Genomic DNA, 20,298 nt, shown 5'->3' with positions numbered 1-20,298 from the left:
CACCAGGGGCCTCCTTCGTCGTAGACGTGAGCACTCCCAGCATCCCGCCGGGAGGTCACGAGGAGCGGAGGCCCCGCTCCTTCATCGCATCAGAGCCGGTGCAGCGTCCTGCTTCACACCGAAGAGGTCACTGGTTCGATCCCAGTATCGCCCACGCAGGTCAAAGGCCACTTCCCGGGCTCGGGAGGTGGCCTTTCTGCTTGCGTACAGCAGCTAAGTACAGCAACGGCTCAGCCGAGCGAATCGCCGAGGCGCTTGAGGCTGGACGAGACCTGGGTGTAGATCTCCATGGTCACGGAGAAGCGAGCGTGCCTCAGCACCTGCATGGCGACTCTCGGATGGACGTCGAGGTCAGCGAGCAGGGTGGCGCAGGTGCGCCTGGCGTCATGGACGGTGATTGGGCGGACCCCTGCTCGGTCGCACCGGGTTTGCCAGGAACGTTGAAAGTTGCGCGGCTCGATGGGTGTGCCATAGCGGGTGGTGAATACGAGGTCGGTTTCCTGCCAGGCGTTGCCGGCGGCTGCTCGTGCCTTGTCGCGTTGTTCTTGTCTGACCTTGATCGCGGTCAGGCAGATGTCGGGCAGGGGAAGGGTGGCGTCGGACGCCTGGGTCTTGGTGTCGCGGTGGAGGAGCTGCCCGCGCACGCGTTGCAGTTGGCGGCCGATGGTGAGCTCTCCGGCGTCGAGGTCGACGTCCTCCCATGTCAGTCCGAGGGCCTCGCCCTTGCGTAAGCCGGTGACGAGGACCAGGGCGTAGGCGGCGTAGAGCAGGTCCTCGTCGGCGCGGGCGGACTCCAGGAACTTGCGTGCCTCATCGCTAGACCACGACTTGCCCCGCCGCCGGCGGACAATGGCGAGGGTGACCGCGACGGCTGGGTTCTTGGCGATGAGGTCTTCGGCCTGGGCGTGAGTGAGGGCGGCCCGCAGCGCCGCCCGGATGTCGCTGACCGTCCGCGTCGACGGGACCGCCTGGCAGCAGCGACCGACCGCACAGCAGCGCCGGCACTGGCCCCTGTTTCGCCTGCTGGTGCAACTTGATCCACTTGTCGTGAACGGCCTCGCGGGTCTTGCCGTAGACGTACTTGCGGGTACGCCGGCCGTCGGGCTTGGTGACCCAGACGTAGGCGGCGAAGCCGTTGCGGTAGGGGAAGATGGAGCCTTCGCCGTTGGCTCGTGCTCGTCCGGGCATCAGGCGGCCTCCTGGCGTTCGACCTGTTCGCGGATGTAGTCGTCGACCCATTCGGGGAGGATGCGGCGGTACTTGCCGTCCTTGATGGAGCGCAGCTCGCCGGTGGCGATTTTCATCTTGACCTTGGAGATGCCGAAGCCGAGCAGCACGGCGACCTCGGCAGGTGAGTACCAGCGAGGAGTGAAGTCATGGCTCATGCGGCGGCTCCGAGAAGCCAGGCTTCGTGGGCGAGCTCTTCTCGGCCGATGCGTCTGCTCTCGCGTTGCTGCCGGGCGGCGGTGTTGGCGAGCAGGGCGTCTCCCTCGGAGAGCCAGCCGGAGCCGATGTAGGTGAGGGTGCCGACGCTGATCGTGTCGGCCGGTTCGTCGTCTTCTTCCCGGCGGTAGGTGGCGCGGGTGTCGCGGAGCAGGGCGAAGGTGACGGAGTAGCGGCGGGCTTTAGTGAGGAAGTTCCGCCGAAGCCGAGCATGTGCGCCCAGCGGCGCAAGCCGCCGTAGATGTTGGGTTTGGCGTCAAGGCTGGCTTGACGGTCGTCGGCTGTTGCGGCGCCGCTGGCGGTGTCGGTGGGGGTGGGGCGACCGAGGTGCCAGCAGGCGTCGATGAGGCGGGCGGTGTGGTCGCCTTCGGGGTCGGCGTAGTCGTCGATGGTGGCGGCGGTGAGTCGACTGGAGCAGTGGCCGGTGACTTCAGTGGCCTTGGTGGCGTACTTGGCGAGGTAGGCCGCGACCTTGCCGTCGGTCAGCTCGCCGCCGGCGGTGTTGATGCGTCGGACATCGACCTGCTCGCCCCAGGCGATCAGCCAGCCTTCGGGCCGGTCGGGGTGCGGAGGTGTGGTGACGGTGATCTGCCGAGCAGCCGCGTGGACGGCATCCTCCAGGTCGTCGACGGTGATGCCCGCGGGTGGCGGCACGAGGGCGTCTGGGTCGTCCGGGTCGACGCCGTCGAGGCGTAGCAGGACGTGGAAGTGCACGGCTGCGCGGCGTTGCATCTCGGCGACCTTGCCGTGGGACACCCGCACGGGCGGCACCCAGCGGACATTGCTGGAGGCGGTGACGACCCGAACGAGGGGGATGCCGCGCTTGCGGCAGAGGGCGGCGAGGCGGCGTTCGATGGCCTGCTTGGTGCGCCGCCACAGCTCGCCGGAGAAGTAGTTCCAGACGACCTGGTGGTCGTGGTCGTAGCAGTCGAGGCACAACGGCCGCCCGAGCCGCGGATCGTCGGCGTCATGGCGAGCGAAGCACGCCGCGGGCTGCCCGTGCGGGCAGATGCCAGCGTTGCTGCGGGCGTAGCAGGGGGCGGGTCGGCAGTCGCAGCGTTGCCGGTTGCGGCAGGTGTGGCGGGGGACGTGCCGGTGGTGGACCGGGCCGAAGGACGGCGCGGTGAAGGTGGCGAAGACGACTGGGTGCCGGGCGACCGAGTCGGGGATGCCCTTGCCGCCGGTCAAGCCGCGACAGACGACTTGGTAGGCGTCGCCCCGGTAGACCCAGGCGCAGTCCGGGCAGACCGATTCGCGGCGGTTGCCGCACGCCTTGTAGAGCGTGCGGTCGGGCAGCTCGTCGGTGTGCGGCTGGCGGGTGATGCGGCCGGTGTTCCGGTCGACGGCGGCGATGGTGCCGGTGAGGCGGATCGGGCGGGAGCAGCCGCCGGCGGGGCGGGTGTGCTCCAGCCAGCCGGAGAACTCCGGCGTGGCAGCGCGGTGCAGGACTTGGGCGTCACGGCCGACCGCGAGGCCGGGCCGGTAGATGGTGAGCGGGGTGGTGGACACGACTGTCTCCTCAACAGGGGGTGGCAGGGACGGGAGACGAAGCACCACCAGCCGTGGACGCCTGTCCGCTGGTGGTGTTCGTCGTGTCTCCTGGCACCGCCGAGAGGGCGGCTGACGCCGGAGGGCGGAATCGTGGTCGTGCCACTTCCCGCCGATGGGTCATGTCCTTTCGCGCTCGTGGACTCGGTGATGCGGGCCGGCACGGGTGGGGAGCCTGGGATATCGGCATCCGGAGGGTTGCCGCAGGCTGCCCCCACCCGTGGAGATGTGTGAGTCCGGGTCATCGTCGACGGAAGGGAAGACCGTGCTGGGCCGCTCAGTGGATTCGGGGAACCGGCACGGGGCCGGTGCGATCGAGAGCCGGCGGGATGTGGCCCGCCTCTGCGGCAGGAAGGCCGCTCGGCATCTCCGAAATCGAGTCCAGCGATCCGGCGGGAAGGCCGCGCTGGTGTGCTCGACGAGGGCCAGAGTAGCACCGGGTACCGACACGTCAACGTGCCGTGAAACTGCTGTCGAGCCAATCAGGCCTCGGCGCTGCCTACAGAGCGATGCGGTTGACGACCGATCGCTGAACCGGACCGGTGTACTCGATGAGGCTGAAGCGGCGATGCCCGTCGGCGGGATGCACGGTGACGGCGACAGCGCTCTCGTCTTCGAATCGCAGCGTGAAGACCGGATCGAGTTCGCACAGGAATGCAAACGCGTCGCGGTCCTCGTCGCTGTCGCTGACCAGGCGACCATCGGCCTCCCAGCCGCCGGTGGCGGCGGCAATCACGACGACCACCTCGACGCTGCCGAGCAGAGTGGACGAGTTCGCCCACCAGTCCACCCAGCACCGGCCCTCGAAGCGGTCCATGCCGTCATCCTTTCAGGGTGAGGCCAGGCCGGCTGCCAGCCGGCTGCCAGCCTGTCGGGCTCCACTTGATGCGTTACGGATTGGTGTCAGATGTTGGGTGACACGTCCGGCTAGACGATCTTGTTCTCTTTAGTGTTTGCGTGTGGCCTTAGCAGGGCGGCTTGAGCCGGGTCTGGATGGCGGCGAGGGCCTCGGCGGGGCTAGAGGCGTCAACGCGGTCTTCTGCTTCGATGACGAACGGTGGTTGTCCATCCGGGCCAGTGTCAACCTGCACGATGTTGGCGACGTGGCCGAGGCCGAGGAAGTAGACGTTGTCGTCGTCGGCGGGATGGGTTTTGCCGAGCCGCTCCACGGCGAGGTCCGGGTGTTGTTGCCGAAGCGCGTCGAGCAGGTCATCCAACGGGCCACCGGTTCGGTCGCTGGCCTTCCAGGCGCGGCTATGCAGCGGTTGATCGGGCACGGAGTCAGCATGGCATCAGCCGAGTGGGAGAACTTTCCTTACATCCATCAAGGCGGCCCTGGACGGGCCGCACGCGCCGCCGCCTGGGCGCGCGCCGGCCGCTGCCGCTCTGGTCCATCCGCCGACGCCGTCACCAAGCCCGAGCCAAGACCAGCCACTACACCCGACGAGCCCTCATCGAGCCATGATCACGATCCCCGGCTGGAGTACTAGGATCGCTCGTGAGAGCAAATCGACTTCCGCCTGGTCAGGCGGCGAAAATCCGAGGTCCACCAGCCAAGGTGCTGGTCGCTCTGGGTACGAGGCGAGCGCTCTAGCGACGGACTGAGGCAGGAGGCCGAACTCTGGGGCCCGGTCCCTAACGAGGCCTTGTGCATCGGGTACCTGCTCGACCAGCCGATCAAGGCTTGTGAGCCTCCCGTCGAGTCCATCAGCTAGAACCTTGGGTTCCGCCCGTCCTGAAAGGTCACGCGCTGTACCGCCCCCTGCCACCGAACGAATTTGAGTGCCGCAGATGATCCGAGCTCGGCCAGTGTCAGGACTGGCCACAACAGATCGGGGAGATCGTCCCGCACCCAGTCGCCGAGATGCAGTACGCCGGTCGCGGCGAGCGGTGAGAGGTACCGGCGGCCCTTCCGTACATGACCCGAAAGGGGGCCGGAGGTCTCGGTACGTTGCTGGCGCTTCACCCGCATCACAGTAAAGACGGCCTCCGACAGACCGGGACAGACGACATGGCAACCCATGTTTTGTGACCGCCGGCTGTGTCGGGTCTCAGGACCTCGCTGCTGGGCATCCATTGGCAGCTCGTTGTAGCCCTCCCCGAGCTCATCCCAAGGCCAGCGTTCGAGGCGCGGGTTCAGGCGTCTGGCCACCACGGTGCAGACCTGGTGGCCGCAGATCCTCGTGTTCATCCGTACCGGGATCACCAGTGCCGGCTCGGAGGCACCAACCGCGTGATCAAGACTGTGGCCCGCGACGCCTACGGGTTCCGTAACCCCGCCAACCAGCAACTACGCAGCCGCTGCGCCACGTCGCGGCGCCATCGCGGCCAGCTCAACCCCCGCTGACTTCACGTTGAGCCGCCAGCCACTCATCGAAGGTCGTGGGGGCTATCTCGGCGTCGGCCGCGGGCAGCAGGGCGTCGCCGGCCGCGGTCTCGTCGAAGATGCCGCCATGCCAGGTCGGCACGAGCCGGATGCTTCTGCCTTGGACAGCGAGCGTGCGGTGAGCCATGTCGATCAGGTCCTGCGGCTCGGGTCCGGCGATGTCGCGGTGGCGGCCCTGGGGGGCACCCACGGCGACCCGGGCAAGGATGTCGGCGACGTCGGCGGGGGCGATCGGCTGCATCAACAGCGGCGGCAGCTGCGCGACCCCGTCGTGTTCGACCCACCCGGCGGCCATCGCGGGGAAGTCGTAGAACTGCGTCGCGGGGACGATGGTGTACGGGATCGGCCCGGCCTCGACGGCGGCCTCCTGGGCGCGCTTGCCCGCCATGTGGGGGTTGCCGGGCACCGTGCGCACCCGGACGATGGACAGCACGACATGGTGGACGACCCCGGCGCGCTGTTCGGCGGCGAACAGGTTGGCGGTGGCGGTGGTGAAGAAGCCGACGGCCTCGGCGTCGGTCGCGGCGTTGATGCTGGTGGTGTCGATGACCGCATCTACCCCGGCCAGGGCTTCGTCGAGTCCGGTGCCGGCGACGACGTCCACGCCGTGAGTCCGACTTATGGGCACGACGTCGTGTCCATCGCGCTGCAGAGCGGCGACGGTCAGAGATCCGATCCGCCCGGTGGCCCCGACCACGGCTACTCGCATGCTGGCATCTCCTCGCACATTGCGGACAACAGAGTCCATTCCGGCAGCAGTCAGCCTGGCAGGCCTCATCGACCCGCCGCCCGCCGCCAACCCGCCGCCTGTCCCCGCATGTAAGCACACGCCATTAGCCGCAGCTCACCGGACGTCTCGTCCGCGTTGAGTGACTACGCCTAGGCAGGCGACCGATACCGCTGAAGTTAGTCGCGGAGACCGAGCCGTGTCAGCGGGTGCCCGGAATGTCCTGCGTCCGTTCGAAGCCACGCAGACGGGGTAACCGCCGACGGCTCCCGAGTGGGTCGGGGCTTTGAAACGAAAGGGCGGTAATGACCAGAATCGGCATCATCATCGGCAGCAGCCGTCCCGGCCGTAACGGGGAGGCGGTGGCCCGCTGGGTGTACGACGTCGCCAGCAAGCGCGGCGACGCGGAGTACGAACTCGTTGACATCAAGGACTTCAACCTGCCGCACCTCGACGAGATGGCGCCTCCGTCGATGGGGCAGTACGCGCAGCCGCACACACTCCGGTGGGCCGAAAAGATCGCCTCGTTTGACGGGTACGTCTTTGTTACGCCGGAGTACAACCACTCCACGTCTGGGGCGCTGAAGAACGCGATCGACTTCATCTACGCCGAGTGGAACAACAAGGCGGCCGGGTTCGTCAGCTATGGCAGCGTCGGCGGCACCCGGGCGGTGGAGCACCTGCGCCTCGTGGTGGCCGAGTTGCAGATGGCGGATGTACGGGCGCAGGTAGCGCTCTCGCTCTTCACCGACTTCGAGAACTTCAGCGTCTTCAAGCCGGGCGCCCATCAGGAGGGTGCGGTGAACACGATGCTCGACCAGTTGGCGGCCTGGAGTGGTGCGTTGGCAACCCTGCGGGCTGGCACGACGATGGCGACAGCCCAGTCCGGTACGTAGCTGAGTGCGGCACTGCCGACGGCGGGATCCTCGGTGGTGGCGGTGGTAATCATCTTCAGCGTCGAAGCGAGGCGCAGGATGACGGTGGACCTCGCGCCGCGCGCCGACGGTGTCTGGCGGTCCGCACCCCCGTCGTCACCGTGCTTCGCGAGTTGCCCGATCGGTTCGCGATCGGCACGGCCGCCGCCGACGGCGGGCTGGCGACCTGGTGCCTGATCACCGCGTTCAGCGTCTCCTTCGGCCCCCTCCGCGCAGGGGATCCCGCAGGCTCCGATGATCCTCGTGGCCTGTGCGACGGCCTTCACGCAGATGGTGCTCGTCCCCCCGGCGGCTCTGATCGCCGAGCGCTTCGGGCGGCGCATCCCCATGCTCGTCGGCGCCGCAGGTGTCGCGGTCTGCGTCGTGCCCGCGTTCGCGCTGCTCGAGACCGGCAACGCGCTGCTCGTGGGCGTCGGCTTCCCGCCCACCGCGCCGTGCTGATCAGGTGGAACGGGTGAGGTCGGTCCTGTCGCCCGCGTACACCTTTGGTGATGCCGAGGAAGCCGACCACGTCAATCCCCGGAGTGCGCGCTACGCCATGCTCGACGCCGGCCTGGTGGGAAGGGACACCGATGGTGGGACTGCCTGACGAGATGCTGGCGGCGTACCTCAGCGAACTCGGGGGCCATGATCGTCCGGTTGCTGGATAGCGCAGCTATGAGGCCAGACACGAAGCTATGAGACCGAGCCGGGCCAGTGCGCCGTGATCTGAGGGAAGTGTGATGATATGGGCGCGATGTTCCGGTTGACGGGCAAGCCCGCGGCCGACATTCTGCTGGTCTTCCTGTGGTGGCCGATAGCGGCGTCGATTCTCATCGTGGTCGGGCTGTTCCGTCTGATCTCTGAGGCGAACCAACGAGTGGACGAGACCGACCGCCGCCGGGCGGAGGAACGGTCCCACTTGCCGATGGACGACGGCGAAGAGTCATCCGACGCAGGTGCGGCTCGTGAGAACACCGAGCGGCTTCCGGTCACGGATGATGACCGGAGAGCCGCAGTTGCCGTGCTAACGCAGCCCCTGTCCTCCGACGGCGGGATCACGAACGACAAGCTGGACCATCTTGTCGACCTGACGCTCGCAATGGGCGCGGCGACGACGCGAGGCGAACTTGCCGCCATCGCCAACGTCCCGTTGGAGACCTTCGGTCCAGTCAAGGCCGCTACCGGGCTCATCCTGATGCGGTTGAAGCGCGCTGGTCCACTCGTTGCGGCCACGCTCGGCGTTCTGCTGGTGGTCGCCGGCGGCATTGCCGGGGAGTTCGGCATAGCGTTCGCCGGCTGCCTATTGCTCGTCGCAGTTGCCGCATCGTGGACGTGGCGGCAGGCGCAGGGCTCGAGGGTGTGGAAAACCGTGGGGACCGGGTTCCTCGTATGGACTATCAGCGTGCCCATCGCCGCAGTCGTTGCGCCGCCGCCGCAGACCGGGCCGAAGGTCGCCGCCCTGGCCACCTCCATGCCGGACCCCGTGAGAACAACCATGCCCGATGCCGTGAGAACAACAGAGCCGGCCAGACAGACGGCCGTGCCGAACGTGGTGGGGATGGACCTCCTCAGCGCCCGCATTTCGATTGACGCTGTTGACCTACGTCCGGAGCAGGCGGACGTGTCGCCCCTTTGCAGGAGCATCCTGGTCGAAAGCGACTGGACTGTCATCGGGACAGACCCACCCGCGGGCACCATCACGCCGTCGGGCCGGAGTGTTTCCCTGCAGGTGCTGAAGAGTGCGGAGGCCGCTTGGTTCGCCGCCCACCCGAAGATGCCGAAGCTCCCAAAGCGCCCCACGGCGCGGAACTTGACCGACGACGGTGGCCCGCTCGCCGGCCTGCAGGAACTGGTCTTGCTCCGCTATGCCAAGCGCATGGCACCACAGCATGCGCTGACCGCTGACGAACCATCCTGCTCCAAGTACAGAATCGAGCCGTCAGAGGAGGTGGCGGCGCGGGACGGACTGAAGCAGGCCTACTCCATCTCCATCGTCGCGGGCAGCATCCCGGCGGCAGGGCAACCGGTACGACGGGGGCGACTCATCGTCGTACTGGTGCGCGACGAGGAGCAGCGGCAGAGGCCGACAGGCTCCGACGGCGGCAATTTGCCCGTCCCACCGCGCCCCGACAACGACGATGACGACGTCAACATTCCCGGCTGGCTTTGCCCCACCCGGTTCTGCTGACCGGCAAGCGCGGACCGGCCGGTAGCCCCAAAACCAGCTACACCGCTAGACAGGCGACCGGCGTGGGCTGCTGGTCTCAGTTGTGGTCTCTTTCATCAACATACGAGGCGGTCCGTCGGAGGCCGGAGTGAGTTTCCCGCCCTGCTCATGGCCCCTGTCGGTTGAGGCTGAACGTTAGGTCGCAGACCTCGAAAGCATGTGAGGGCTGCAGTCGTCTCATTTGTCGTCTCGTTCGGCCGCGTTCAAGCTCATCCGGCAAAGTCCCACGGGCGGTCAGCCCTGCTGCTCCGTACGGCTACAGGTCCCGATGAACACCAGACGACAGACTTGGAAAGCGTGCCTGGTCGCTGTCACGCGGCCCTGGCTCTGCTGTCCTCAGTTGCCGGCCCCATGCCAAGCGGGTGAATATGCCCTAACCGACACTTTTGTCGCGCAGAACCGGCTCAGTATTGTGCTCGCTACTTTGGGGGGCGGGACGCGGACTCACAGCCTCATCCCCACTCGCGCGAAGCTTGATCCACTCTTGCATGTTGTCGGCGAGAATTGCCCCGAACTCGTTGAAGTAGAGGGCTGCGTTGGAGACGCTCAAGTCATGGTCGTCAAGCCCGGTAGAATAAAACACGATCCTTCGCTTAAGGTCTTGCAGGCGTGCGATGAAGATCGTGCGACGCACCCATAATCCGCGATAATTGAAGAATGCGTCGTATGCCCCGAAGAAGACGATTAAGGCGCTTAACGTCAGCGCAGCGTTCGTTAGAAGTTCGTTGGTCTCGGCAGCAACCCGCAACCCAAGTAAGACTGTGACCGTTGCTGACAACGTGACAGCGGACAGGCGGAGTAGCAGAGCCATCCGTTTGTCATGCCTTCGCAGCGGCTCCTCTCTGGCAAGCACGGCATCGATTTCATCGACAAGTAGCTTGAGCTTTGCAGCCGCCTCCATGCCATAACACGATCGCATAGAGCAGCTTGCTCGGCCAGCCCCGTCCATCCCACCTGGCCAGTTGCCTAGCCGCAGTGACGCAGCAATAGGCCAGTGTGATCCTCGATCAATGGCGACTCCAGACGTCAGGGGCTTAGGTGCACCAGGTTCATCGCGACCCGGTCCAGCGAGCCGCGGCAGTGGTTGACAGCGTGCGTCCACATCCCGGCGCGGAGGTGGTTGCCGAAGCCGGAACCTGGACGGCGAGGGATGGACTGGCGAGATCATCGGGCACAAGCCGGGCACAACTGACGCCGACAAGAGCTGTCAACCGTCGTAAGGCAGCGGAAGAACTCGCCCGGGTCAGGCGGCCGATCCGCCCGATTGGAGTTGGTCGGGAGCACGCAGGAGGGGTTCAGGGTTCGAGTCCCAAGGGCTCACCTGGCGGCTGAGTGATCTACTGCCCTGGTGGGCAGCTCGGACATGGACTGCCGCGGATCTGGTTTCTGGGTCAGAAGGTAGCGGCGCTCCTGGGGCGGAGGGATGGTCGGCAATAGGCAGGCGTGCTTCCATGACTGACCGGGTCGTCCTCGGTTGCCCGCGGCACATCGTGCCGTCCCAGACATTGGCGCATTCACTATGTAAGCCACCGCCAAAGTGGATCAGACGCCCAGTTCACGAGGAATCCTGTCAGGACGCCCACGGTGAGGAACGTCAGATCGCGACGTACTGCCTTCTTGCCTTCCTTAGCAAACTGAGCCGCGACCATGCGTTCGATAGCTTCGCGCTGCTCGGGCGTGAGCGACGCAACCTGCTCGTACTCCTCAAGTTGCTCTTGGCGCTCCTGAAGCAGCTGCATTCGAACTGCCAAGTCCCGTTCAAGATCCCCGAGAATGCTTCCGACGTGTGCAAGCGAAGTCCGAACCTCACCGAGTCGCGCCCTAAGTGTCGGTGGCCTGGCCAGCCAGCGTCGCCATGAACCAGTAAGCGGGAGCACTACCAGGGACGTAATGCATGCGAACACCAAGCCCATCGCCCGCGCTGCATCCTTATGGAGGCCCGCAGCCTGCAACCCGGATATGACGAGTGCGAGGAAGAGTAGCTCAGTTCCCCCGATGATCATCGCCCCGCCAACGATCCTGCTTGCTGCTCGCAGGTCGAGTCTTGTGCCCTCGGTCTGTTGCATCGCAACAGTGCACTCGATGCTTCTGCGGCTGTCCATCGGACACGTTGGCAGATCCTGGGCTCCGCCCCGGGCCCCCCTCGCGGAGGAGAGGACGGCCGGCAGCTCGGCCGCTGGCCCCGGCGCAACGCCACCGGCCGCTATCGCAGCAACGTCGGCCACGACCTGGCGCGAGGCAAGCCGGGTGCCAGTGGAAACCGGACGCTCTCACGGATCAGAAGGGAGCGATTGACGGGCTGGCCCGGCGTAAGCCGCTCGCCTGTGCCGAGGAGCGAGAGGCAGCCGAGGCAGCAAGGAGGCAGCGAAAGGCGTAGGAATGACGGCAGCCAGGTGTCACCGAACGCTCGATAGCCCGTGCCCATCGGCATTGGCTGACACCGAACCGCAGCCGTTGGTAGGCCGAACCCGGCTCCCCCCGACGGGGTTATGCACGGATCGCAGGCGAGGTAGGGCGGTGCGAGGGCACGGGGCCGGCACCGCCCTTTCCTGTGAGTGCTAGAAGGCGCGGACGACGGTGATGGTGACGTTGGAGCATGAGTTCGCCCAGCTGGTCAGGGCGTTCTTCTCGGCGGTGTCGACGGTGAGCCGCCAGCGGATCTTGGTGGCCACCCATTCGTTGATGTAGCGGCAGCGGGCCGAGCTGTACGGGGGCATCCAGGTGGCGGGGTCCTGGTCGCCCTTGGCCTGGTTGACGTTGTCGGTGACGGCGACAAGGGGCCGGGAGTCACCGAGGTCGTTGGCGTAGGACTGGCGCCGGCTGGTGGTCCAGTTCCGGGCGCCGGAATCCCACGCCTCGGCGAGGGGCACCATGTGGTCGATGTCCAGGTCGCTGGTGATCGTCCAGTAGGCATTGTCGTAGTAGGAGTACCAGCGGCCGCCGGAGAGGGAGCAGCTGGAGCCGATGGTGGGTTTGGTGGTGGCTTCGGCGATGAGGACCTCGTTGCGGGTGTTGCAGCCGTCGCCGTCGGCGTCAATCCAGTGGGGGGAACAGGCTGCGGTCGTAGCCGGTGCGGACTTCGGTGGCGACGGACAGGTTCGCCACGGCGGTGCGCAGGGCGGCGGAGTAGGTGTCCGCGTGGGCGGGGGCGGCGGTCAGGGCGGTGGTGGCGGTGACGGCGGCCAGCAGGGTGGCGGCCCAGCGCAGGGTACGGGTCACGGTCGGCTCTCCCGATCATCGAAGATAGCGGTACTTCGATATACGCAGGGACCGAGCGACATTGCAATGGTCTGCAAGCAAACAGCGGCAGAACAGCCACCCGAGGCGGTAGCGGTTAGTCTCCCGCCTCCGACGGAGCTCGATGGCGAGGATCGGCGTCATTACCCAAAACTGATCAATATAAGCACCCACATCGGTTTCCCGCTTCCACTGTCAGATACATGACAGTCATCGTCCGATCGACGACGATGATGATCGAATGCACGCGGGACCGAGCGATGCCCTAGGAGATGGGCTTACGGGATGGAGGAGGATAAATGAAGGCGACTCGACTGATGGCTGCATCTGTGGTGCTGGTGACCACAGTAGGAGCTGGACTCGTAGCATCGGCGACCCCCGCGCTGGCGACACCAAGTGGTTGCCAGTTGGTCAAGCACTTTAGCGTCCCCGGCCAGGTGATGACCTACTGCAGCAGTGGGAGTGGCTATTTCCGTTCTGTTGCGTACTGCTCAAGTACTCCCGGAGGTTGGGGTGTATACAAGTGGGGTAACTGGGAAGGCGCCGGCTACAACACTTGGTCTACCGCCTTTTGCGATTACACCTATCCTTATCTTGTGGATGGCGGAATCGAGAAAAAGTAGACGCGGCTAGCCTCAAATAGTGGCGGCGCCCTCACTGCTGCCAGGTTTCCGGGGCCACCATCACGTCAGAGAAGATGGCGCCGGGGAGGGTGTTGCCGCATGGCAAGTAACAGCCAAACTTGAGGTGCTCCACCGATCGACGTTACGCCCGGCCCTCGGCTGCGCCAGCGGGCCGGGCGTTGTCGTGTCTGTCGGTCTTGGCGCCGCTGACTCTGTGCGCGCCGGGGGCTCGCCTGCCTCCGGAGGCGCCTGCTCCGGGGCGACAGACGAGAGCAGACTGAGGTCGTCTCAGTTCCCGTCTCGTTCATGACCGGCCGGTGGCAGCCAGCAGTGTCCACCCCCTTGTTCGCGCCTGCGACACGAACGCTTTCGACCGGACACGCACCTCACCGGGCAGACTTGGAAAGCGTGCCTGGCGGAACGGCTGTCGACAGCAACGCCGACAGCGACCGCGCCGGACGGCAGCGTACTGACGAGCACGCGCACGGATGGCGCCCCGAGCGTGCAGCCGTTGCCGGACGAGTGCGGACGCGACGCACAGAGCTTGTAAGCGAGACGCCCGTGCCAGGCGCAGTCAGTTGCGGTGGCACAGCCAGCAGGCACCGCCGGTGATGGGCCTGGTCGCCACCTCCAACGCGGCGAACAAGGTGATCGCACGATACAACGGTGAGTCCGCCGTTCGACCGAGCCAAATGGATCTATCTGGGATTTCCCCATGCCGTACACGGCCCTACCCACACGACGTGACAACACAGCGACTGTCCTCGGAGGACGTCATCGGCCTCCAACTGCAGCAATCCTATGAGTCGATCCGCTTTGTCTTCGGGTTGGCAGTGCAAGGTGTCGGCATCCTGGTTGCGGCGGATTCAGTCTTACTCGGCTATGGCCTTGCCCAGCGTCAGGCTGAATTCTTGCTGGCCGCAGCCATCATGCCGATCTTGATCGTGCTTGTAGGACGAGTCACGATCACCAACGCCGTCCCGCTAGCCTACGTCGCATTGCGCCTCGAACGACAGAGCGGCGACGCTGACACGCCAACACTCGGGGCGACCTACTTGAGGTCGAAGAGCCCGCAGCTTCTCCACCTGTTGGAAGAGCACCTTGCAGCCGAGCATGCCAATGAGGCACCGAACCTCGCTAGAGATCCTCTCGGTCATCGTTGGTATCGCTGGCACACCATGCCAAACGTCATCCTCGTAGTTGGATCTCTTGCGCAGGTGGGGATCTTCGTGGTTGCGCTAACGGTCTTCCGATACCCGTTCATGTAGGTGCCCGACCACATCCGGGGTGACGTAATGAGCGCGTCCTGGACAAACACAGCGGTGGCGGCTGCGCCAGCACGCGAGCCGGCTTCGCCCTGAAGAGATCGCCGACGCCGAGGGCGCGTGGATCCTCGGGCTCGTCGACTTCATCGTTACCACTCTGCTTTGCCTGCTGGCCGGGCGACCCATTCGCCTGACGTCCGCAGCCGACATCAACGAAGCCGAACGCCGGCGGAAACCAGCGCTCCGACCACTCGCTGAAGCAGCAAGGAGGCAGCGAACCTGCCACCTCCGGTCGGCACGTCACGACAACAGGCGTGGCCATAGCCGAGCTGAGAGGCACGGGATGCTAACCGATGGCAACAGGCGATGCACCGCTGCCGCGTTCACACCGAAGAGGTCCACGAGATCCGGCACCGCCGCGATGGCTTTACACGGAACGCGCCACACAAGGTAGGTTTCCCGCCATGCAGGAGAGGCCCGAGCCAGTCCGTGAAGCTGCCGTCGTTCACGCCGACGCGATCAACGCGCTGGGAAGTCGCGCGTTCGGGGTCACCTGGAACACTGCGTTCCCCCGCCCAGGGAACTTGCACAGGACGATCACACCGTCTCCAGGCCGTCCGACGTAGACCCGTGGCGACTACGGATGACAACCGTTGACGTGTCTCGGCCCAGGTCATAGGGCGGCTCGCCCGGTTTAAGCGACAACCTCGAGGCCTGCGATCAATACAACGCCAAGTGGCGACCACATGGGAGAATGCGGCTACCTCGCAGGCGTACCTGAGGGAGGCATCGTGTCGAGATGGCAAATGCTGCGGTTCGAAATTGTTCGCCTCATTTGTCAGCCATGGAGGCTGGCAGCTGTCGCAGGAGTCGTTGTATATGCGACCTGGCTGGATGGGCAGATTCCAGAGCATGGGTTAGGCCGATTCGTCCTCCAGTTACTGCTTGAAGTTCCGGCGATGATTCTCGCCGGCGCGTTCATATTGTTGCCTCCAGTTCAGGCCAGTTCGACCGAGCAGAATCCGAACCTTGAACACGGTGGCGCGTCGGCGGACCGATCGTCGGGCAAGTGACTGCCCGAGTGACAATCGCCCCGGACGCTGGCAGACAGAGGACGCCGGCCGGAGGGTTGCACCACAGCTTCCTCGGCTGGACCAGGCAGGCCGAGCAATCGAAGGCGGAAGACTCGCCATCGTCTGACCTCCGGATCGAACCCGCCACAAGTGCCTCCGGCGGGGCGCTCGTGGGGACCACCGGGGGACCACACGCCATCAGCGCGGGCGCACCGGCTGCGGGCTCTTGAACGGTCCAAGACAACCCGAAGCGCGCTTGACGTGCAGGAACACCTGACCCCATGTCCTGGGGGTCAAGGGGTCGTCGGTTCAAATCCGGCCGTCCCGACGCAGCTCAGAGGGCACATCCAATAGATGGATGTGCCCTCTTGTCGTAGCTGGGTGTCTAACTGAGTGACTACGCCTCAGCGCCGAAGATCCGATCCATGGCGACCGCGCCGCCCAGGAGCACCGGCCGGAGCTGGTGCCGGTAGACGGTCTCGGTGACGGTCGTGCCGGAGTGGCCGCAGAGGTCGGCGATCTGCTCGATGCTCATGCCGCTGTCGGACAGCAGGGATACGAAGCTGTGCCGCAGCTCGCGGGGGGTCCAGTCGCGCGGGTCAAGGCCCGCCTTGGCGACGACCGGGCGGAAGGCCCGCAGCACGTTGTGCCGGTCGAGGGCCGTGCCGGCCGTGGAGGGGAAGACGAGGCGGTCGGCGGCAGGCCGGCCCTGGCGCTCGCGGTGGACGGTGAGCGCGGTGACGGCACCGGGCCGGCAGGGCCAGGGTGCGACGCGACTTCTTGGTCTTGGTGTCCCCTCGGCGCGGACCGAGCACCAGACCTGGATGGACGGTGGCACGGGTGGGTCGTGGTCCGGCCAGGACCGGTCGGTCGCCGCGTCAGCGACGGCCGCGCGGGTGCTGCGGCGGCTTTGGATCCTCCGGTGGTGGCGGTGGTAACTCGTGGCCCACCTTGTTTGCCGGCGTCGGCTGCTTCGGGCCGCGCCCGTAACGCACTACCCAAAACGCGATGAACGCCACAATCACGACAACAAAAAAGAAGCATGCTATCCCCCCGGTGATGCCCATGTCGCGAAATTATCGTGTTGTGCACAGCGGGGACTCGGTTTCGAGGATGCTCGATCAGGTGGGCGGCCGCCTCGACCAAAGGGCGACGACCCGGCCACCGGCGGCCGGCCCAGGAGGCGAGTGCCCGACAACCGGGTCCGCGCCCGTTGCGTGCCCGATGTTGAGGTCTCCCCGGCAGCTGGGTGACTATTTGGTTGACGATCGGGACGGACGCCAGCGGACCGTCGCGGACACTGGGGGATCGTCCTGGCAGCTCAGCGGCTTCGGAGCCGCAGGTCAGCGTCCGGTGTTGGTTGCCTGGGGGTCAAGGAGTCGGGCCATCCTGAAGCCCGTCGCCGTAAGCGGATAGCCGCTCAGGCTGGATGGTCGCGAAGAAACGACTGCGCCGTCGCCTTCATGGCCGCTACCGCCGCTTCCGCCTGGTCATACATTGCGCCCCAGCCGGCGTACAGCTCTAAGAAGCGATCGCCCACCGCTCGCAGCTCCGGCAGTCCGGAGTAGCACGCCTGCCAGTAAATCTGGTGTGCCAGGTCTTCGGGGTCGCCCTTTCCAGCAACGAGGTTCGCCGCCGCCTTACGCATGAGGTGTAGCCGGGCGCCGCTCTTGTCCGGGACCGGACAGCCGAGCTCATCCATTGCCTGCCGGAACAGGTCGACGGCTTCCCGCGATTGGCCTTTCGAAAGGCCGGCGAGCTCACGCAAGCTCGGAGAGTCGACGCCTCGGGTCAGAGCGTGAGCAGCCGCCATCGACAGGTCATCGCCGACCGGCTCGTCCATCGCCAGCCGGATGGCAAGGTCGCGCAGCTGCTCCATGCTGGAGAGGCTAGGCGGTGCGCGGATCGCCGGCCAAGGTGTCAACGATGGATCGCAGGTTCGGGGACGCGGGCAAGGGTGGACAGCCCTCGACGAATGGTCTGGGGCACAGGCGGGGCACAAGACACCGTGAAATGTCGTCAACCAGCGCCGAACCGTGGCAGTCCGAGACGCCGCATGAGCAGGCGTCGAGGGCCGATCCCGCTGGTTGCGCGCTAGCGGCTCTTAGTTCCGCTTCAACTCCTCGACGTAGCCTGACACGGTGCTGATCAAGGTGATGGACGACTACGGATGCTGGCCCCTGTGGGTCCGCCACGAGCACAGTGACGTCTACGAGTCGTGCGATCCTGCCACGCTCGGCCTGTCCGCCAGCCTCGTCGGGCGGTTGGCGTCCTGGCGGCAATGGTCCGAGTCCATGGTCAACATCGCCGTTCCAAATGACAGCAGACCCATCAGGCGGAGGAGGACGCAGCCTTCGCCGCAGAGGGACGGCTGCTGGCGGCGCGCGTTGCGGAAGAGCTACCCAAGGTGGTGGTCAGGTTTTACCAGGAGCAGCCAACGGAGCAACCAAAGCGGCGAGCGTGAGCGGACGACCGCGAACAAGGACGCCATCTCGCGAGCTAGGACCAGGTGGTGGACCTGCGGCCGGGAACGGACACGTAATGCGTCGATCAGCGGCCGACGCGGATGTGGTCGGCTGGGTACAGCTCGCGGGAGCCGTCGGCGCGGAAGACCACCAGGACGGGGACGCCTTCGCCGATGTCCAGCTCCTTTCGCTCGGCGGGGGTGGGCATCCGGGCTGAGGCGGTGTCGCCCTTGCGTAGGGTCACCGTCTCGGTCGGCTCCATGCTGCGAACGAAGGTGCCGCGCGGGGGTTGGACGATCACGAGGCCTTCCGACCGGAGTAGCGAGATGGCCTGCCGGACGCTTGTCCGGCTCATTCCATACTCCTGAGCCAGTCGCAGCTCGCTGGGCAGCGACGCGCCGGGCGCGAGGTCGCCGGACGTGATCCGGTCACGCAGTAGGTCGGCGAGCTGCCGAAACACTGCGCGATCCGCGCTGGGGTCGATCACGAATGTGACGCTACGTGTCCAACAGCTCTACGGTTTATTGTATCTACAGTCCTACGTATGTACGGTGGGCTTGCAGGTGCGGCGGTCGGGTGAACCAGCCAAGGCCCGGCCGCCGTGCCGTCGACCAGTCCCGAGGGGAGATCCCGTGCGGCGTGTCTCGTACGAGGAGTACCTGCTCGCCGCCGCGATGACCCTCGCGAGGCGGCATCGGCCGGTCTGGTGTTGGCGGCGGTGGCGGCGGGTCTGCCGGTGCGGAGCCGACCTGCCGTGCCGCGCCCGGCATCGGATTCCGATCAATCGTGGCCACTGGCCGGGGGAGGGGGAGCAGTGAAGGAGGAGCAGGCGCAGATGATCCTCGCGGCGCACGTCCGAGGACTCGACGGCATGTGCGCCGGCTGCCGCGCCTGGTGGTCGCGGCTGACGCCGTACCCGTGCTGGCAGGTGGAGTGGGCGACCAGCCGGCAGGCCCGCACGATCACCGCCCGATTCCTCGGCGGTGTGCGGTGACCACCCACGGCCCGGTGATGCCGATCTGGAGCTGCGGAGGCTGCGACCTGCCCTGGCCCTGCCCGACGCGGAAGCAGGAGTTGCGAGCGGAGTACGTTGATGCTCCGGTGTCGCTGGCCCTCTACCTCGGCAGCTATCTTGTCCAGGCCACCGAGGATATGCCCTGGACACCGGCCGGTGTGCTGCACCGCCGCTTCCTCGGCTGGACCAGGGCGGCCGACCAGGCCATGTCAGCAGTACAGCAGTGAAGTACAGCAACCGTGCCAGCCAAACCGAGCCGAGAAGCGCCTCAGCAGGCCGTTTGACCTCGCATCAAGCCCGATCCGACCCGCTCGCCGAGAGTTCACACCGAAGAGGTCACTGGTTCGATCCCAGTATCGCCCACCGTAAATATTTGCAGGTAAGAAGCCCGTTGCCGGAGTTGCCGGTAACGGGCTTCGTCGCTTGTACCCCTTATTTGGGAGCAGTTTGGGAGCACCGGTTGTGGTGCTACGTGTGCCGGCTCGGAATGTGGTGGGTAGGCGCGCTGCCGCGCACGTCCGGTCGGCCCAGCCTCGCGCGCCGCCCTCGGACGCGCTCAAGGGGTCTGTTGCGTTCAGCGTGAGCATCATCGGAGAAGGCTTGACCGGCATGGTCAGGCTGGACCTGTGAGGTCACCATCTCATGCCCCGTCCTGGTCGCCACCGAGGTCGGCGTTCGCGTCTGCCGATCTGTCAACGCAATAGCGCCGCGGCTACTCCACTGCGCAGCTGATTCAACGGCTGTCGACGTGGTGAAGGGGCAGCAGGCTCGCACAGCGAACGTCGCCGCCCCTTCACCAGCCACCGCCACCGACCCGGGTGGTCCCACATGGCACCGTTTGCACGGCCGCGGCGGACGATCACTGTGGCGCGATGGCCACGCCGTCACGTGCCCACATCTGACTGCCGTCCGGCCAAACGACTGCCGGTTCGCGGTCGGCATGGAGCTGGCCGTCCGCGCTGACCCGCAGGAGGGTGGGTCGTCCGCTCATGACGGCCACGTCTTCGAACGGCCACCACAGCCCCGCCGCCAACGCCACATCCCGGCGCCGCTCCCGGGCGAGATCAGGCGTGGTTCCGAGCACCTCTCGGTACGTGTCGATGGTGGCGAGCAGGACCCAGTCGGGGTGGTAGCACCAGGCCGGCGCGAAGAACCGGTCGTCGTGATCCAGGCAGTAACAGAGGACAGCATGTCCCTCGTCGTCCTGATCCACGAAGCTGCGCTCGGCGTCCCAGGACCAGGCGGGCTGCATGGTGTAGCGAGCGGTGATGCTGGGGTCCATGGTCGCGCAGATCGGGCAGTGCACGAGGTCGTACACGTTTCGTCCGGACCATGATCGCGTTCGACGCCAGCCGCTTCGACCTGAAGTACG

18 protein-coding genes and 3 pseudogenes are annotated in these 20,298 nt (G+C 66.2%); 7 read left to right on the top strand and 14 right to left on the bottom strand.

Translation table 11 applies throughout. The features are described 5' to 3' along the window. Nucleotides 1–230 precede the first annotated feature (230 nt). The 6 genes and pseudogenes from ACFYOS_RS32450 to ACFYOS_RS32425 all read right to left on the bottom strand — a co-directional run bounded on the left by ACFYOS_RS32450 (nt 231) and on the right by ACFYOS_RS32425 (nt 6,086). Nucleotides 231–1,188: pseudogene (locus tag ACFYOS_RS32450) on the bottom strand (tyrosine-type recombinase/integrase). Beyond that, on the bottom strand, nt 1,188–1,385 hold the full coding sequence (locus ACFYOS_RS32445) for an excisionase family DNA-binding protein (protein ID WP_387149866.1): 198 nt from the start codon (nt 1,383–1,385) through the stop codon (nt 1,188–1,190). The pseudogene ACFYOS_RS32450 and the gene ACFYOS_RS32445 overlap by 1 nt, the downstream one beginning before the upstream one ends. Then, nucleotides 1,382–2,931, bottom strand: a pseudogene (locus tag ACFYOS_RS32440) (replication initiator). The gene ACFYOS_RS32445 and the pseudogene ACFYOS_RS32440 overlap by 4 nt, the downstream one beginning before the upstream one ends. A gap of 559 nt (nt 2,932–3,490) precedes the next feature. Beyond that, entirely contained in the window at nt 3,491–3,808 is a 318-nt protein-coding gene (locus ACFYOS_RS32435) for a hypothetical protein (RefSeq protein ID WP_387149863.1), read from the bottom strand. Nucleotides 3,809–3,956: 148 nt separating this feature from the next. Beyond that, the gene (locus ACFYOS_RS32430) at nt 3,957–4,268 is read right to left on the bottom strand and encodes a hypothetical protein (protein WP_387149860.1); all 312 of its coding nucleotides are present in this window, start codon (nt 4,266–4,268) and stop codon (nt 3,957–3,959) included. A gap of 1,056 nt (nt 4,269–5,324) precedes the next feature. Continuing rightward, the gene (locus ACFYOS_RS32425; protein WP_387149858.1) at nt 5,325–6,086 is read right to left on the bottom strand and encodes an SDR family oxidoreductase; all 762 of its coding nucleotides are present in this window, start codon (nt 6,084–6,086) and stop codon (nt 5,325–5,327) included. Between the two features lie 323 nt (nt 6,087–6,409). On the opposite strand from ACFYOS_RS32425, the gene ACFYOS_RS32420 reads away from it, so the two are divergent. The 3 genes from ACFYOS_RS32420 (at nt 6,410) to ACFYOS_RS32410 (ending at nt 9,209) form a co-directional block, all read left to right on the top strand. Next, a complete protein-coding gene (locus tag ACFYOS_RS32420; protein WP_387149856.1) occupies nt 6,410–7,000 on the top strand; it encodes an NADPH-dependent FMN reductase in 591 nt (196 codons plus the stop codon). Nucleotides 7,001–7,273: 273 nt separating this feature from the next. Beyond that, nucleotides 7,274–7,480, top strand: coding sequence for a hypothetical protein (locus ACFYOS_RS32415; RefSeq protein WP_387149853.1), 207 nt, complete (start codon nt 7,274–7,276; stop codon nt 7,478–7,480). Between the two features lie 286 nt (nt 7,481–7,766). Beyond that, nucleotides 7,767–9,209: a hypothetical protein gene (locus tag ACFYOS_RS32410; protein WP_387149850.1), complete on the top strand. Its 1,443-nt coding sequence runs from the start codon at nt 7,767–7,769 to the stop codon at nt 9,207–9,209. Between the two features lie 412 nt (nt 9,210–9,621). Here the strand turns inward: ACFYOS_RS32410 and ACFYOS_RS32405 are convergent, their stop codons facing one another. From ACFYOS_RS32405 to ACFYOS_RS32390, 4 genes are all read right to left on the bottom strand, one after another. Next, nucleotides 9,622–10,149, bottom strand: a complete 528-nt coding sequence (locus ACFYOS_RS32405) for an SLATT domain-containing protein (RefSeq protein ID WP_387149847.1) — start codon at nt 10,147–10,149, stop codon at nt 9,622–9,624. Between the two features lie 616 nt (nt 10,150–10,765). Beyond that, the gene (locus tag ACFYOS_RS32400) at nt 10,766–11,314 is read right to left on the bottom strand and encodes a hypothetical protein (protein ID WP_387149844.1); all 549 of its coding nucleotides are present in this window, start codon (nt 11,312–11,314) and stop codon (nt 10,766–10,768) included. A gap of 492 nt (nt 11,315–11,806) precedes the next feature. Continuing rightward, nucleotides 11,807–12,148, bottom strand: coding sequence for an HNH endonuclease family protein (locus ACFYOS_RS32395; RefSeq protein WP_387149874.1), 342 nt, complete (start codon nt 12,146–12,148; stop codon nt 11,807–11,809). A gap of 133 nt (nt 12,149–12,281) precedes the next feature. Beyond that, nucleotides 12,282–12,467 (bottom strand): hypothetical protein, encoded by a 186-nt coding sequence (locus ACFYOS_RS32390; protein WP_387149841.1) that lies wholly within the window; start codon nt 12,465–12,467, stop codon nt 12,282–12,284. 1,384 nt (nt 12,468–13,851) lie between these two features. Here ACFYOS_RS32390 and ACFYOS_RS32385 point away from each other — a divergent pair. Further along, a complete protein-coding gene (locus tag ACFYOS_RS32385; RefSeq protein WP_387149838.1) occupies nt 13,852–14,376 on the top strand; it encodes a hypothetical protein in 525 nt (174 codons plus the stop codon). Between the two features lie 788 nt (nt 14,377–15,164). Then, nucleotides 15,165–15,446 (top strand): hypothetical protein, encoded by a 282-nt coding sequence (locus ACFYOS_RS32380; protein WP_387149836.1) that lies wholly within the window; start codon nt 15,165–15,167, stop codon nt 15,444–15,446. Nucleotides 15,447–15,843: 397 nt separating this feature from the next. Here ACFYOS_RS32380 and ACFYOS_RS32375 read toward each other — a convergent pair. The 3 genes and pseudogenes from ACFYOS_RS32375 to ACFYOS_RS32365 all read right to left on the bottom strand — a co-directional run. Continuing rightward, nucleotides 15,844–16,365 (bottom strand): annotated as a pseudogene (locus tag ACFYOS_RS32375) (tyrosine-type recombinase/integrase); the annotation flags it as partial. Nucleotides 16,366–16,866: 501 nt separating this feature from the next. Continuing rightward, complete coding sequence (locus ACFYOS_RS32370; RefSeq protein WP_387149833.1) at nt 16,867–17,325, bottom strand: hypothetical protein; 459 nt, start codon at nt 17,323–17,325, stop codon at nt 16,867–16,869. 671 nt (nt 17,326–17,996) lie between these two features. Next, nucleotides 17,997–18,398: a GntR family transcriptional regulator gene (locus ACFYOS_RS32365; RefSeq protein WP_387149831.1), complete on the bottom strand. Its 402-nt coding sequence runs from the start codon at nt 18,396–18,398 to the stop codon at nt 17,997–17,999. Nucleotides 18,399–18,512: 114 nt separating this feature from the next. Here ACFYOS_RS32365 and ACFYOS_RS32360 point away from each other — a divergent pair, with 114 nt between their 5' ends. Together ACFYOS_RS32360 and ACFYOS_RS32355 are read left to right on the top strand one after the other, a co-directional pair. Next, on the top strand, nt 18,513–18,905 hold the full coding sequence (locus tag ACFYOS_RS32360; RefSeq protein WP_387149828.1) for a hypothetical protein: 393 nt from the start codon (nt 18,513–18,515) through the stop codon (nt 18,903–18,905). Then, complete coding sequence (locus tag ACFYOS_RS32355) at nt 18,902–19,153, top strand: hypothetical protein (protein ID WP_387149826.1); 252 nt, start codon at nt 18,902–18,904, stop codon at nt 19,151–19,153. Before ACFYOS_RS32360 ends, ACFYOS_RS32355 begins: the two co-directional genes overlap by 4 nt. A gap of 632 nt (nt 19,154–19,785) precedes the next feature. Here the strand turns inward: ACFYOS_RS32355 and ACFYOS_RS32350 are convergent. Continuing rightward, on the bottom strand, nt 19,786–20,244 hold the full coding sequence (locus ACFYOS_RS32350) for a DUF6745 domain-containing protein (protein ID WP_387149824.1): 459 nt from the start codon (nt 20,242–20,244) through the stop codon (nt 19,786–19,788). Nucleotides 20,245–20,298: the final 54 nt, after the last annotated feature.

The sequence above is a fragment of the Micromonospora sp. NPDC005806 genome, from assembly GCF_042871425.1.
GTDB lineage: Bacteria > Actinomycetota > Actinomycetes > Mycobacteriales > Micromonosporaceae > Micromonospora.
This window is presented reverse-complemented; position numbering and strand designations above follow the sequence as displayed.